We start from the raw sequence: 13,788 nt of genomic DNA, 5'->3' as shown, positions 1-13,788 counted from the left end.
TGCTGCCTAGTGACTGACCAAGAACTCATTGCCCAAATCAACGAATGTCTCGATAAAGACGTAGCGGTAAGCATCTCAAAGATGAAGGATGCACTGCGAGCTTATCGTCGAGAGAATAAACGACTAAAGGGAGTGGCTCAATACAATTACAACGCTACTGACACTTACATGAAGATAGCGGCAGAGTCAGAAGGACGGAATTATCTTCTGAACCAGCAAATTATACAGTTAAGAACTGAGCATGCCGCAGAGAATGATCGTTTAAAAGCTCAGAAAAAGTCACTAGCGAATGGGCTTAAGCAAATCAAGGGTACGCAAGCTAAGGTTTTCGACTACCTCGTTCAATTCATCGGGGAGCACGGGTATTCACCCTCTCAAAGAGAGATTGCCGATGCACTAGGACTACAATCATCTTCGACTGTTAACGGTCATCTAGAGCGCTTGGAGAAGAAGGGCTACATCGATCGTAATGGCGGTAGACCAAGAGCGATAAAGATTTTAGGAATGAGGGAGGAAGGGTAATGAGGTTTGTTGGCATTGATCCGGCTACGAAGACCGGCTTTGTGGCACTGAATGAACTCGGCGAAGTACTTCTCGAAGTTGAGTTGCAAGGCAAAGGGAAGAAAGAACCAGGCGGCATAAGCATCGGGCAATTGGTCGACTTAGAAAATCAGCTTTACAAGCTGTTAAGTCCCAAAAACGAAATATTGATTGAACAAGCAGCAGCAGGAACACAGAAAGGTATTACAACTGGAATGATTCATGGTGGTTTGCGAGGGATGATCCATCGTAAGGAATTGAGATATCACGAAATCAATCCAGCACACACGAAGAAGTATGTCGGAGTTACGGGTTGGAAGGGGGCGACAGGCAGTAAAGTACGATTAAAGGATAAAGAGAAGAAACAGGCAGTCGCAGATTCGGTTAAGGAGCTCTTTAGCTACACGCACAAGTCGGATAACGTGGTCGATGCTTATATTATTGCTAGAGCAGCTCTTAACTTCTACTTGCTGCGTGAGTACAAACCACTGATAGATACCTTACCTCAGCAGTTGGAGGTCATCCAAGCGATTCTTGATAAGGCTAACTAGTATAGAAAGGGGATGTGCGATCCATGAGCAAAACACAACAATATGTCGTCATGATCGGTTTATTTGCAGAAATGGTATTAGATAAAGCGCTAGTGGATTATCGCATTAGGCAGCTAAATCAGGAGATTGATAAGTCATTGGTGGAAGGTGACAGAAAGACATTCTATCTGTTGATAGAGGAACTGAAATTGATTCAAGCCTAAATGCTACAAATAACTAAATTAATGGACTTTTGCTGCCTTTAAACCTAACATATGTTTTTATTTTGGAGGTGTTTGGAATCGATTGGGAAAAAGCAACAGACATCCAGTTAGCAATATGGCATTTTGACAACAAGTCTATATGGACGTAAATCGATATGGCGCAAGGCGAAGGAGAGTCAAAAGGATGCTTCTGTGAATGATCCTTATTTTAACGACATCCCATGGGAAATCATTTGTGACGATCAAGGTCGGGTTGTTGGTGAGGTGTTTTTGAATCTCCATGGACAACCACTTAAGAGTCGTGAGAATAGGTGGGTTCATGAAAACACCACGTACATTACATTATCTTGGCAGTAATTGGAGCATGCTAGATCTTCGTTTATGGTGAATCGGAATAAATGAATAGGCGGTGTTCATGTGGCTAAACAGGAGACATGGCGTGATTTACTTCTTATGGCGGGTTATGAAGCCCCCAAAAATTGGTCATGGCATAAATGCAGGAAGGTTATGAGGTTGGTTGGAACCGATGAAATTCAAGAATACTTGCCCGAACTCAATGTGAAGGAATGGGCCATTAGGTAATTAAATGAATATCAAACGTATCAAGGAGGTTTGAATGTGGGTGAACATATCCAAGTAAACGTCATTCGATTTGATGAACAGTTAGAAGAATGTATTGCCACTTTACACGGATTAGAGATTCGAATAGATCCATTTGTAACAGAAGTTTGGCTTTGGGATGATTGCGAAGAGATGATAGGAAAATGGTGGTTTAGTGGTCATTGGGATCAAGATTGTTTTCTGCCCTACAATTCCCAACGAATCGATACAATATTGAATACAGAAATTGCGTAGTAGACACATATTGCGAAGGAGTGAGAGGGATTTGAAAAGATACGAATGTGTCAAAGGTTTCAGCATTGACAGATGCGATGGCGATGGGTTTACCGTTGAAGAAGGCGGCGTGTTAATCGAGCTGGGCGGCATTTGGGTAGATCAGGAAGAAGACTACAGGCTTGTTGGTGGGGAAGTGCGTTTAGAAATCGAGGACGAAAGCCTCTGGATTGAAATCCCAAGTGACATGATACTAGTATTTTTCAAGGAAGTTACTATTTGACCCAAAAAGCGCAGTAATAAAAAAGGCTTAGCAACTTTTGCTAAGCTTGAACGGACTAAATCATATTGAAATGCTTAAAAGTTTCTATAAAGTCTTTCTGTTTGGTAGGCGGACATGCTTTAACCCTAGAAAGATTTTTAGGAATTAATCCGCAAATCTCTTTCATATGTGCAATCCAACAAGTTTGAGCTGTATAGCCATATTCCTTTTTTATATATTCAGTAATTTGTTTATACGTAACCAAAATTCACACCTCCTTAAGAACAGAATACATGAAAAAAATAAGAAGAGGTAAATCACATTTTGACTATGTCGCAGTCCGACGAAACTATGAAACATATTGAATATTGAGGAACATGAGGATGGATTATCGGTTGGGGAAAGCAAACGGATTACCAGTCCGCGAACCTCGCCGTGAGTTGATTTGTGCAATGGATGTACTGACACCGGCGAGAACAATGGGAACGGTCATTACGACATAATGGTTGCAAGGGGCGAATGATTAAATACTCAGTAACAACACATGTGGTTGTAATGAGCAAACTCGTGCTCGTTGCCATTTGAATCAATTCTAAAGAATAGCAATGTCTCTTCGGACTTCCTACTCAAAACTGCCGATCTCAATGTTTCCTTAGTCTTAATTAGAATATTGTTTATATGTCCTGATTCACAGGTAAGCTTAAATCTCTTATTATGAACTTCTAGTTTGTTCTTAATATCAAATAGCCTTTTCTCACATTCTTGGCATAATACAATGAAATTGCGATTTTCATCAGACAGCATGCATGCGCTCATCTTAGCACTCCTTATCTCAATTGTGTTCAATTCATATTGTACCATTTGCTTTGCAATAGAAGGAAGATTTGTAAATCAAACATAACTTAAACGAAAAGTTTAAAGAGTAAGCTTGAAGATTCAAGAACATGGGAGGATGAACGTTTAATGGATAACGATGTTCAAGCAATTGTTAAATTCAATCAGGGAATAGCTTTTGTCCTAAAGAAACCCATTGAATTCACTTATTATAGAGAAGGCAACCTAATCATCGGTTTGGATAGTACATGTACTTTTGTACATTGTTATTACTACGACAATCCTAGTCCGGGGTTCTATGCTTTTGGTGGTAGAAAATTTGATATACAGCTTGATAACGGTGATGTTATTAATTGTTACGGACAATGGTGGGCTGGTGGCTATCAGCAAGCAGCTAAGCTACTAGGCGAAGAATTGGTACCTGTCACATACAAAGACGTTGAATCGCTGAAAGACTGTTACGTATTCTATGGGGCTTACGCCATTAAAAGTAGAGTAGCTGAAACAGAGAATAATTATGAGGGTGTAATTTACGGATATTGGGATTATGAGGCACTTATAAATGGTTGGGAGAAACCTAGACGCTAAGTTTATAGCACTGTATAGACAATGAAAACAGACGTTTCCGACGAACTGACAGTCAACTCACGCCTGAAAATAGAACATATGGTCGGTTATGAAAAGTGAAATGAGTATCAGTGGGGAGATCTCATATATCAAGATCTCCCGTGACTAAGAGAGATTATAAGAACATCATTCCTGAAATAGCACTAATTATAACAACTAGTACTCTAGCAGGGATATTGATCAAAATCTCAACTTTTTTAGTTTTGAATTTAAATTCCATACTGGATACCTCCTTTGCTTTTCATATCCAGTAGAAATCCGTATCAAGAAATTTCACTCCATGTGCAAAACTTCATCTCAGATGCCCCCAAAAAATAAACCAATGCCCCGAGAGGTACTTAATCAAGAAAAATGCTGTAAAAAAGCAGAATTAAATTAGTAAAGTGATCCCCTCATGGCTGGAAATCGATCAATTGAATAAAGAAGATTAAAGGAGCGGTTAATATGTAAATCAAAATCAAAGCAAAGTTCAAAAAACAAACAAAGGATTCGAAAAAGGAGCTTGTCCAGTTTTATGTTCACGGATCGGACGAGCAGTTGCCCGAGCTAAACATGATGTGCCGTGAAGTAGTTGAGCTCCAAATAAGCGATCTTGAACCACTGACTGCCGAGTTTGTGAAGAAGAGTCAAGATTCGAAGAAAACGGTATTAGATTTCATCGTTAACGGTGGTGCATCGAATAGGCACTCCTATGAATTTTATAAACTTGCTGGAGCTGATGTTGAGTTGACGATTACTGAATCTCAGATGGATATAGATGAGTTTAGGGAGCAACAGGAGACTTACAGAGATGGATTGAAAGGTACGATCAATAATGATGGAACGGTTAATCTAGATGTGAATCAAGCTTCGATGGATGACTACGAGGGTGAGGACGAAGAAGATCCAATGCACAGTGTTGATGAAGAAGAGCTCCCGTTTACTTCTGCAGAAAGCGACGATCTAGAGTGAGGCGCTGGCTTAAAAGATTAGAACCTTTTGATTTATGGCTTCTCGGATTATTGATCTCAGTAGCCATAATCGCTGGTTACATCTGGTTGGCAATCATACTAAGTTAGACATTGTGCCCTGGTTTCGGCTGGGGCTCATGATTAGGGGTGATAGGGTGCAGATGCAAATGGGGTTTGAACTTCCCGAGTTGGATCGCAAGAAGACGCAAGAGGCGGTTGAATCTGCCCTTGAAAAGTATCGGATATTTAAGATGGTTGCTTTTGAGGAAAGAGAAGGAAGCTTGACAGCTGGCTATACAGAACGGGCACATGGTCCAACTAACGTAACCAGCGACCAAACAGCGCAGATTGCTATTCATAATGTAGACGTTCCAGCGGCAAGGAGAGCTTTCTGCATCAAACTTGAAAGAGTTGTTGCTAAGCTGCATCCAAAAGAACGCCTCTTAATAGAAGAAAGATACATGAAGGACGACTATGTTTATGACTGGACTGTATATCAGCAAATATTTAATCCACCTATAAGTGGGGGAACGTACCAAAAGATAAGATGGAAGGCTTTTTATAAATTGGCGCTTGCGCTTGATATAGCCGTTGAAAAAGGTGAAGCAGAGTAATTCGGACAAAACACTCGTGAATATAATAAATCGAGGTGAGTGAAGATGAGCGAGATAAAGGGTTATGAGAGTGATACTTACGAAGTATCAGACATACAAAGAAAATTAGGCATCGGCATTAACCAAGCATATAAGCTGGCCCACTCTGGAGAATTCCATATTGTTAGAATAGGAAAGAAAATCAAAATACCTAGAGAGTCGTTTGACAATTGGTTTAATGGACCGAGACAAGGGCAATAATGCTCTTGTCTTTTTTGATGCAAATGAAGTGATGCAATTAATGAAGATGATGCAAATTTGATGCAAACAGAGGAAGTTATGATAGGTGATCAACAATGAAGAGGAGCTGTATGGGACTATCACTAAACCCAACAAAGACAAGGGTATAACGCTATAATAGAAGAAACGCAGTTAATACGAGTTAAAACGGGTGAAAGTATTGCTTTACTCTTGAAGGGAAGCGACCATAAGAGCAAGTTTTTACTGACGCATCGTGAACGAGAGGTATTCGAGCTGTTGGTGCAAGACAAGACGACTAGAGATATTGCGCAGCAATTATTCATCAGCGAGAAAACCGTTCGCAATCATATTTCGAATGTGATGCAAAAATTGAATGTAAAAGGTCGTTCGCAAGCGGTTGTCGAGCTAATTAAGCTTGGGGAGTTACAAATTTAACATACGATATCCTCTCCATTCTCGTTTGTCTGGGCGATTGCCCTTTCTACATGCTAATTATAAGTTTTCGCATTGGGACAGCATATTTTTATATGCTGTCTTTTTCTTTGTCTAAAATGATAAAAATTAATGTTATTTGCATTTAATTATGAAAAAAATTCTTCAATTTTCGAGGAAAGTCAACAGATTCCAGAGAAGATCATTGCTTTCGGTACTACGTTTCTATCTTTAGACTCAATGGAAAACAATTAATAATTTAGCGGATTCAACCAATTTCTGTATGCGAAAGATAGGTTTATATATTTTGTCTATGCTGCATTTTGTCGATGAGTATAAAAATCGTTAATAAGTATCATTTTGCTAGAAATATTTCCACGTTGAACTATAAGAAATCGAGTATCTGTTATCTCGTTTCAATAGAAGTGCAGAGGTAGAATGATTATAGTCAATTAGTGCTGCACAGAACTGCTCGTCTGAATAGAGGCAGTTGGTCTGAAAAGCTCAACATTCATTACTATAGGAGGAGACTCATGTCGGAGACAACGACGAAACAGCAGTTCGCATCAACACCGCCGGATACAGTCAATATTAACCACAAAACTAAATTCCAACGATTGATGAAACAATGGGATATACAGTTGATGGTTTGGCCAGGAATTTTACTTGTATTTGTTTTTGCTTATATTCCGATGTACGGAATATTGACGGCATTTCAAGATTACGACATTTTTACAGCGCACGACATATTTGACAAAAGGAACGAATGGGTTGGACTCAAACATTTTAAAGCATTCTTTAATGCTCCAAACTTTGATACGATCATGCGGAACACAATCGTTATTAGTTTACTAAAGTTTGGTATAGGATTCCCTGCTCCGATCATATTGGCGCTAATGTTGAACGAAATTCGTCATATGGTATTTAAAAGGATTGTTCAAACGATTACTTATTTACCTTACTTTATGTCATGGGTTATCGTGGGCGGCCTTGTAATGTCATTGCTCTCCACAGATAACGGTAGTATTAACATACTATTAACCAAACTTTCAATTATTGAAGAACCATTACATTTCCTTGGTATGAAAGAATACTTCTGGACTATTCTTGTGTCTACGAATGTATGGAAGGACATTGGATTTGCTTCAATCGTATACTTAGCAGCAATTGCTGGTGTTGATCCCCATTTATACGAAGCAGCTGATATTGATGGTGCAACTAAATTCAAACAAATCTATTTGATAACGCTGCCAACCATTATGCCTGTTGTCATTATATTTATGATATTGGCGATGGGAAATCTGTTGAATGCAGGATTTGAAGATATTCTAATCCTAGCTGAAAATGCGATTCTGCGACCTGTATCAGATGTAATTGATGTTTATGTTTATCGAGTCGGCTTGCAAAATGCGAAATATTCGTTTGCTGTTGCAATAGGATTGTTTAAAGCAATTATAAGCATTGGATTGCTGACAATGGCGAACTATATAGCTCGCAGATCGGGTAACAGCTTATGGTAAAACTTGAAATTATACTGGGGGTCGACCTACATTGAGATTTAAACGATTAGCCTTTAGTGACCAACTAATGGTGCTCTCGATATATGCCTTCTTGGTAGTATTGTCCTTTAGCGCCCTGTATCCATTTTGGAACGGGTTGGTAGTATCCTTCAATGAAGGACTTGATACATCAAAGGGTGGAGTAACATTCTGGCCGAGAATTTTCACATTACAAAATTACGAGATTGTTTTTGAAGATAAATCGTTAATTCAATCATTTATGATATCAGTCTACCGAACTGTAATAGGTACGATAGCAGCAATTTTTGTAACTTCGATCATTGCGTATGGAATGACAAGAAGTAACCTTATGGGTCGCAATTATTATATGTTGTTCTTCGTATTCACAATGTACTTCGGCGGCGGATTAATTCCAACTTATCTTCTCATTCAATCAATCGGATTGTATGACAAATTTTTGGTATTCATTATCCCTGGACTTGTAAGTGTGTGGAATATGATCATATTCCGTACGTTTTTCAAATCATTGCCAAATGGGCTAGAGGAGTCAGCACAAATAGATGGCTGCAGCAACTGGGGTATCTTTTTCAGAATCATATTGCCTCTATCGGGTCCAGTTATAGCAACTTTGGCATTGTTCACTGCAGTTGCGCATTGGAATGATTGGTTTGTACCTAGTATCTACATCAAAAATCCTGATCTGTTACCAATACAGACTGTATTAAGACGTTTGTTAAATGCGAACATCGTTGAATTGTCTGGTTTGGATTCAGGATCGGTTGCAAGGATTCAAGCGATGCAAACGGTTACGTCAAGATCACTTACGAATGCAACGATGATGGTAGTTACAATACCGATTATGTTAATCTATCCATTCGTGCAAAAGTACTTTGTTAAAGGTGTACTTGTTGGTTCTTTAAAAGAATAGTAACAAATTCCTTTGGTTTGGGGCGGTCTTTCGCTTTAGACATAAATATTATGATTTGAGAGGGGCTTATTCAATGAAGAAGAGAAAGTCGCTACTGCTTATCGTCTCAGCTGTACTTCTGTTGACAACCATACTAGCTGGTTGCAGCAAATCCGAGCCTAAAGCTTCACCATCAGCATCTGAAGGTGCTGCAGGTGAAAGTCCTGCACCAAGCGAAGCAACTGCAACCAAGGGTTGGGAATTTGGTTCTGAACCGTTGGAGTTCTCATTGTTCTTCCACTATGCTTGGATTGATTACCTTGGTATGGATGCATATCCAGCAACAAAATGGTTGAAAGAGAACAAACAATTGAACATTGTTCCTATTCAAGCAAAAGGTGCTAATACAGAAGCGATGACAACTATGATCGCTGGTAAAGATCTTCCAGATGTAATCTGGGGTGATCGTATGGAGCCTGACTTTGACCGCCTTTATGAGGCTGGACAGCTGGTTGCATTTGACGAGTACTTAGAAAAGTATCCTAATCTATTGAAATGGGCTGGCAAAGAGAAACTTGATTTGCTACGTGCTCCAGATGGCAAACTTTATAAGTTCCCTAACTGGTATACAGACGGATCAACTAACACAGCTGGTTATGCAATCAACAAAAAAATCCACAAAGAACTTGGCGAGCCGAAACTAGAAACAATTGAAGAGCTTTATGATTATTTGGTTAAAGTTAGAGAAAAATATGGCAATGAAGTTATTCCTTACGAGCCAGGCCGCGCAGTAGATGGTCAAGGTGTAGCGTTACTTTACACAGCTTTTAAAGAAGGCGCAATTTATGACTCCATCGGAACACAGTTGCTTGGTGTACCAGTTGGCGATAAATTGACTTCCGTATTCACAGATCCAACTTTCCGTGAATCACAAAAATTTGTTTCCAAACTTTACACTGAAAGACTTATGGCACAAGATGCTTTCTCACAAACACAGGACAACGTAAGAGAAAAATTGCTTACAAACCGTGTTGCAGTTTATGCAAGCTCCAACGTTACGGATCTTGCTAACCAAGCAAACATTGCACTTTCAGAGAAAAATCCTGATGAAGGATATTTCGTTACATGGCCTTTCCACAAAGCTGGTCTAGATAAAAATAAAATCTCCCCTGGTGGAAATGACAAACTAGGTTGGAACGTAGCAGTTATTACTAAAGCTGCTAAAGATCCAGAAAAAGTATTTGCTTTCTTGGATTGGTACACAGGTCCAGAAGGTATGAATCTTCAGTTCTTTGGACCAGAGGGCGGAAACTGGGATGGAGTCGACGCTGATGGTAATCCTATCTTCACAGCAGCATACGATGCAGAAGCAGTTGCGAAAATTCAAGCAGATAATGGTAACATTCAAATCGTAGGTAACGCTGCATATATCGATCCAATAAAAGTTAAATATGAAGAAACATTGCCTCCAGAAAAACAAAACTGGCAAGCTAAATACCAAAGAGAAATTACTTGGCCTACAGGTACTGACCTTACAGAGTACAAAAACTTGACACCTTCAGCTGATGATGAGCTAGGTGATATTTCACAACAAGTTGGAGACATGTTAGAAGAGGTTCTTGCAGCAACTTCCCAAGCTAAAACTCCTGAAGATGTAGATAAAATTTTGGATAAAGCTGAAGCAGATGCTCAAGCATTAGGCTACAACAAGTTGCTAGAATGGCGTACTGTTGAATGGCAAAAGAAGAAAGCACTACTTGGTAAATAATATCACTTATTAATTGTTGATATCCCAGAGGGTTCTTTCGAATCCTCTGGGATTTCTCTATTCAATTCAGAGATCAATGCATACGTTAAGATTGTAGCTTTTAAATGGGTTACTAATTTGCTGTTATCCTTTAAAGCTATATAATGTTATTTCGTTTTTTGGTATCATTAGGTCGATAAGGATTTAATATACCAAATCTATCGGGGGAGGCGTAAGTCAGTGAACAATAGGAGAAAAATGTTCCTGCAGCTATTTTCATGGAGTTTAATCGTATGTATGCTAGTTTCTTGCAGTTATTCAGGTAAGCCTAAAATATTAGACCCGTCTCCAACGTTGAAACCTGAAGATGTAAAAGTAGAAAAACTGCCAAGTAATGTGTTGTATGAATTAGGTAAAGAACCACTTCATGTGACTTTCTATGGACTTTATAATAACTATAAAATGCCTGCTTGGGGAGCTGATCCGTCATCAGAGTGGATTAAAGACAATTTTGACATACATATTAAATCCATAAGTTCTGATGGAAACGCAATGCACAAGCTTCAAACAATGGTCGCGATCAATCAGCTGCCAGATATTATTTGGGGTGAAAAAGATGCGGATTTGGAGCGTCTGAGAGAGGCAGGATTGCTGGTACCTTTAGATGATTATATTGAGAAATATCCAAATCTAAAGAAGTGGGCTGGAGAAAAAATATTGAATCTACTCCGTGCTCCTGATGGGAAAATTTATTACTTTCCAAATTATTATTCGGAAAATCCATATGGGAATGCGGGTTATGTTGTAAATAAAAAAATTTATAGGGAACTCGGTAAACCTAAGCTAGAAACAATTAATGATCTTTACACATATTTGAAGCTTGTGAAGGAGAAATATCCGAATGTAATTCCCTTCGAAACAGGTCAAGCAACGGAAGGGCACGGAATTGACCAGTTATTTTCTTCTTTTAAAGAAGAAAACTATAGCTTCACAAGATACTTTGCAGTAACAAAAGATGATGAGATGGTTTCTATCTATCAGGATCAGGGTTTTAGGGAATCTGCCTTATTTGTAGCGCAGTTAATGCGTGAAGGCTTAATGCCGCAAAATGCGTTGACACAAACGGAATATCAGGTTAGCGAGAAGCTGATGAATGGAACTGTAGCTGTACATGCTAGTGCAGATCCAATGCGGTTGGTAATGCCCGCAGATGCTGCGTTATCCATAAGCAATCCAGATGATGGTTATTTCTTCATTGATCCAATTTATAAGGAAGGCTTGGATCCCAAAAAAATTTATCCGGGCACATATAATATATTGGGATGGAATGTCTCTACAATTTCTACTAGTGCAAAAAATCCAGAGGCGATTTTTGCAATGCTTGATTGGATGACAGGTCATGAAGGTTCCGCTGTACAAATGTGGGGACCACCAGGCCCGGAAGGATTTTGGAACGGATTTAAAGAGGATGGTATTACTCCTGAATTCACTAGCAGATACGGGTCTGATCCGAATGGATTAGCTGAGATTCAGGCTATAGCAGGGGATATGATGTGGGTGGGAAATACAGAATATTTAGACAGTACAAAAACAAAATACGAAGCAACATTACCTGAAAAACAAAAAAATTGGGCAACAAAATGGCAGCAATTAGTGACTTGGAAATCGCAAGGAGACCATACACAGTTTATCAATTTAATGCCGGCACCTAACTCTGAGGAAGGTTTGATTTATCGTAATCTTAAGGAGATTTGGCTCAAGGCAAGATCAGACGCTATGTTTGGTGAAACAGATGAAGAAGTACTTGCTATATTAGATAAAGCTCATGAAGAATCAATGGCAGCTGGTTTTCAAATGTACTTAACATTCCTTACAAAGAAATGGGAACAAAATCTTAATGCAATAAAAGAGAAATGATTGGCATGAATAATTCAAGGGGGATGTTTTCATGTACAACGTATTGCTGGTAGATGACGAGGAGTTAGATTTAGAGGGCATGAAGCAATTCATTCCTTGGTCTGAGCTTGGAATGGTGGTCAAAGGAAGTGTTAATAATGCACTTTCTGCATGTGAAGTGCTTGATCAGCAACCCATTGATATATTAGTAAGCGATGTGAATATGCCATATATGTCTGGTCTAGAATTAGCTCGAATAGCACTGCAACGGAAGCCCAATATGCGTATTATTTTTGTAAGCGGTTTTCAAGAGTTCAGTTATGTTCAACAAGCTCTTTCTCTTAAAGCATACAGCTATGTACTAAAGCCTATGGATGATAGTGAACTGGTTGCTTCACTAATGAAAGTAAAACGAGATCTTGATGAAGAGTGCAAGCAACGTGAGGTTGAGCAAGCGTATCAGCAGATGATACCAATTGCAAAAAGCGAACTCCTTGTACGTTTATTTGAAGGGGAAGAAACGACAAATAAAGAATTTATGTCTAAACTAATCGTTTCACATCAAATGGACAAATTGAAGTGGCCTTTATGCGTTGTCATTATGGAATTGGATCAATTCTCTAGAGTAGAGCGAAATACAGCTATGCAGCAAGAAAACTCTCGAATTTTTTTGCAACAGTTGAATGAAGCAGTTAGACTTCATGACAACATTCCGTTTTGTAAATTGCATTCCCATCGTGTGGCATTATTACTGGAAGCAGATCGGATAGATGAAACAGTTAAAACTTTAGTTGAGTCAGCTAAGTGTAGATTAACAGTAACGGTTACAACCGGATTAGGTGCTCCTGTACAGACGATTGAGCAGTTGCCTACTTCTTTTCAACAAGCGATAGAAGCTGTCGAAGGAAAGATGTTCCTTGGTAAAGGGGGCATTATTAAGTATGAAGTTGTTAGTACAGAACCAGCTATGCTAGATGCCCGAGTACTAGATGTACGAATGAACGCATTGCTGAAAGCAATGAAAGAATATGAGCTTGTTCAAATATATGATGAACTCGAGAACCTATTTCAATCCGCAACAGGTCTGCGTTCGAAGTTTACCGTACATAATTTATCTAACTATATTATATGGAAGCTGGATCAACATTTAAGTGCTATGAATGAGGATTTATTCGAACTGCTAGGAATTGAGATACGTAATTTGGATATCCTTATGCAATTTGAAACAATTAATGATATACGATCATGGCTTGTTCATCGTGTATTCGAAATTTCAGAGCGCTTGCATCAAAAAAACAATACAAAAGATAGTAAATTCATTCGTAACGTTATGAAAACGATTCGAGAACGTATGAGTGAAAACATAACTTTAAAGGATATCGCGCAACACTTCTCATTTTCTCCTAGTTATTGTGGTTTTCTTATAAAAGAGAAATCTGGGCATACATTTAATGAGCTTTTGGTACAATTAAGAATGGAAAAGGCTTGTGAACTGCTAAAACAGCCTGGTTTCAAAATATATGAAATCGCAGATCAAGTTGGCTATCGTTATCTGCCCTACTTTAGCAGACAATTTAAAGAGAAATTTGGTATGACACCATTGGAGTATAGAAAGAAAGAGCAGTAGTGAG

18 protein-coding genes are annotated in these 13,788 nt (G+C 38.9%); 17 read left to right on the top strand and 1 reads right to left on the bottom strand.

Annotated elements, in window-relative coordinates:
* Positions 1-9: 9 nt before the first annotated feature.
* The 7 genes from MFF31_RS22880 (at position 10) to MFF31_RS22850 (ending at position 2,411) form a co-directional block, all read left to right on the top strand.
* The gene (locus MFF31_RS22880) at positions 10-522 is read left to right on the top strand and encodes a LexA family protein (RefSeq protein ID WP_238191338.1); all 513 of its coding nucleotides are present in this window, start codon (positions 10-12) and stop codon (positions 520-522) included.
* Positions 522-1,091, top strand: a complete 570-nt coding sequence (locus MFF31_RS22875) for a hypothetical protein (protein ID WP_238191336.1) — start codon at positions 522-524, stop codon at positions 1,089-1,091. Before MFF31_RS22880 ends, MFF31_RS22875 begins: the two co-directional genes overlap by 1 nt.
* A gap of 23 nt (positions 1,092-1,114) precedes the next feature.
* Positions 1,115-1,294, top strand: coding sequence for an IDEAL domain-containing protein (locus tag MFF31_RS22870; protein ID WP_238191334.1), 180 nt, complete (start codon positions 1,115-1,117; stop codon positions 1,292-1,294).
* Between the two features lie 123 nt (positions 1,295-1,417).
* Positions 1,418-1,651, top strand: a complete 234-nt coding sequence (locus MFF31_RS22865) for a hypothetical protein (RefSeq protein WP_238191332.1) — start codon at positions 1,418-1,420, stop codon at positions 1,649-1,651.
* Positions 1,652-1,711: 60 nt separating this feature from the next.
* The gene (locus tag MFF31_RS22860) at positions 1,712-1,876 is read left to right on the top strand and encodes a hypothetical protein (RefSeq protein WP_238191331.1); all 165 of its coding nucleotides are present in this window, start codon (positions 1,712-1,714) and stop codon (positions 1,874-1,876) included.
* 36 nt (positions 1,877-1,912) lie between these two features.
* Positions 1,913-2,149, top strand: coding sequence for a hypothetical protein (locus tag MFF31_RS22855; protein ID WP_238191329.1), 237 nt, complete (start codon positions 1,913-1,915; stop codon positions 2,147-2,149).
* A 31-nt stretch (positions 2,150-2,180) separates the two neighbouring features.
* A complete protein-coding gene (locus tag MFF31_RS22850; protein WP_238191327.1) occupies positions 2,181-2,411 on the top strand; it encodes a hypothetical protein in 231 nt (76 codons plus the stop codon).
* Positions 2,412-2,466: 55 nt separating this feature from the next.
* Here MFF31_RS22850 and MFF31_RS22845 read toward each other — a convergent pair whose 3' ends face one another.
* Positions 2,467-2,655 carry a hypothetical protein gene (locus MFF31_RS22845; protein WP_238191325.1) on the bottom strand — a complete coding sequence of 63 codons (189 nt, stop codon included), beginning with the start codon at positions 2,653-2,655 and terminating at the stop codon, positions 2,467-2,469.
* A 698-nt stretch (positions 2,656-3,353) separates the two neighbouring features.
* On the opposite strand from MFF31_RS22845, the gene MFF31_RS22840 reads away from it, so the two are divergent.
* The 10 genes from MFF31_RS22840 (at position 3,354) to MFF31_RS22795 (ending at position 13,784) form a co-directional block, all read left to right on the top strand.
* Positions 3,354-3,812: a hypothetical protein gene (locus MFF31_RS22840; RefSeq protein WP_238191323.1), complete on the top strand. Its 459-nt coding sequence runs from the start codon at positions 3,354-3,356 to the stop codon at positions 3,810-3,812.
* 591 nt (positions 3,813-4,403) lie between these two features.
* On the top strand, positions 4,404-4,802 hold the full coding sequence (locus MFF31_RS22835; RefSeq protein ID WP_248565554.1) for a hypothetical protein: 399 nt from the start codon (positions 4,404-4,406) through the stop codon (positions 4,800-4,802).
* Positions 4,803-4,962: 160 nt separating this feature from the next.
* Positions 4,963-5,415, top strand: a complete 453-nt coding sequence (locus MFF31_RS22830) for an ArpU family phage packaging/lysis transcriptional regulator (protein ID WP_309296703.1) — start codon at positions 4,963-4,965, stop codon at positions 5,413-5,415.
* Positions 5,416-5,460: 45 nt separating this feature from the next.
* Positions 5,461-5,655: a helix-turn-helix domain-containing protein gene (locus MFF31_RS22825; protein ID WP_238191319.1), complete on the top strand. Its 195-nt coding sequence runs from the start codon at positions 5,461-5,463 to the stop codon at positions 5,653-5,655.
* 210 nt (positions 5,656-5,865) lie between these two features.
* Positions 5,866-6,090 (top strand): helix-turn-helix domain-containing protein, encoded by a 225-nt coding sequence (locus MFF31_RS22820; RefSeq protein WP_006040330.1) that lies wholly within the window; start codon positions 5,866-5,868, stop codon positions 6,088-6,090.
* Between the two features lie 530 nt (positions 6,091-6,620).
* Positions 6,621-7,607 (top strand): ABC transporter permease, encoded by a 987-nt coding sequence (locus MFF31_RS22815; protein WP_238191318.1) that lies wholly within the window; start codon positions 6,621-6,623, stop codon positions 7,605-7,607.
* Between the two features lie 67 nt (positions 7,608-7,674).
* Positions 7,675-8,535 (top strand): carbohydrate ABC transporter permease, encoded by an 861-nt coding sequence (locus MFF31_RS22810; protein WP_238192217.1) that lies wholly within the window; start codon positions 7,675-7,677, stop codon positions 8,533-8,535.
* 73 nt (positions 8,536-8,608) lie between these two features.
* Positions 8,609-10,282, top strand: a complete 1,674-nt coding sequence (locus tag MFF31_RS22805; RefSeq protein WP_238191316.1) for a type 2 periplasmic-binding domain-containing protein — start codon at positions 8,609-8,611, stop codon at positions 10,280-10,282.
* 219 nt (positions 10,283-10,501) lie between these two features.
* The gene (locus MFF31_RS22800; RefSeq protein WP_238191314.1) at positions 10,502-12,178 is read left to right on the top strand and encodes an extracellular solute-binding protein; all 1,677 of its coding nucleotides are present in this window, start codon (positions 10,502-10,504) and stop codon (positions 12,176-12,178) included.
* A 31-nt stretch (positions 12,179-12,209) separates the two neighbouring features.
* Positions 12,210-13,784, top strand: a complete 1,575-nt coding sequence (locus MFF31_RS22795; RefSeq protein WP_238191312.1) for a response regulator — start codon at positions 12,210-12,212, stop codon at positions 13,782-13,784.
* The last annotated feature ends 4 nt before the right edge of the window (positions 13,785-13,788 follow it).

The sequence above is a fragment of the Paenibacillus sp. L3-i20 genome (assembly GCF_022180385.2).
GTDB lineage: Bacteria > Bacillota > Bacilli > Paenibacillales > Paenibacillaceae > Pristimantibacillus.
The sequence above is the reverse complement of the archived record's forward strand: the minus strand, read 5'-3'. Positions and strand labels throughout refer to the sequence as shown.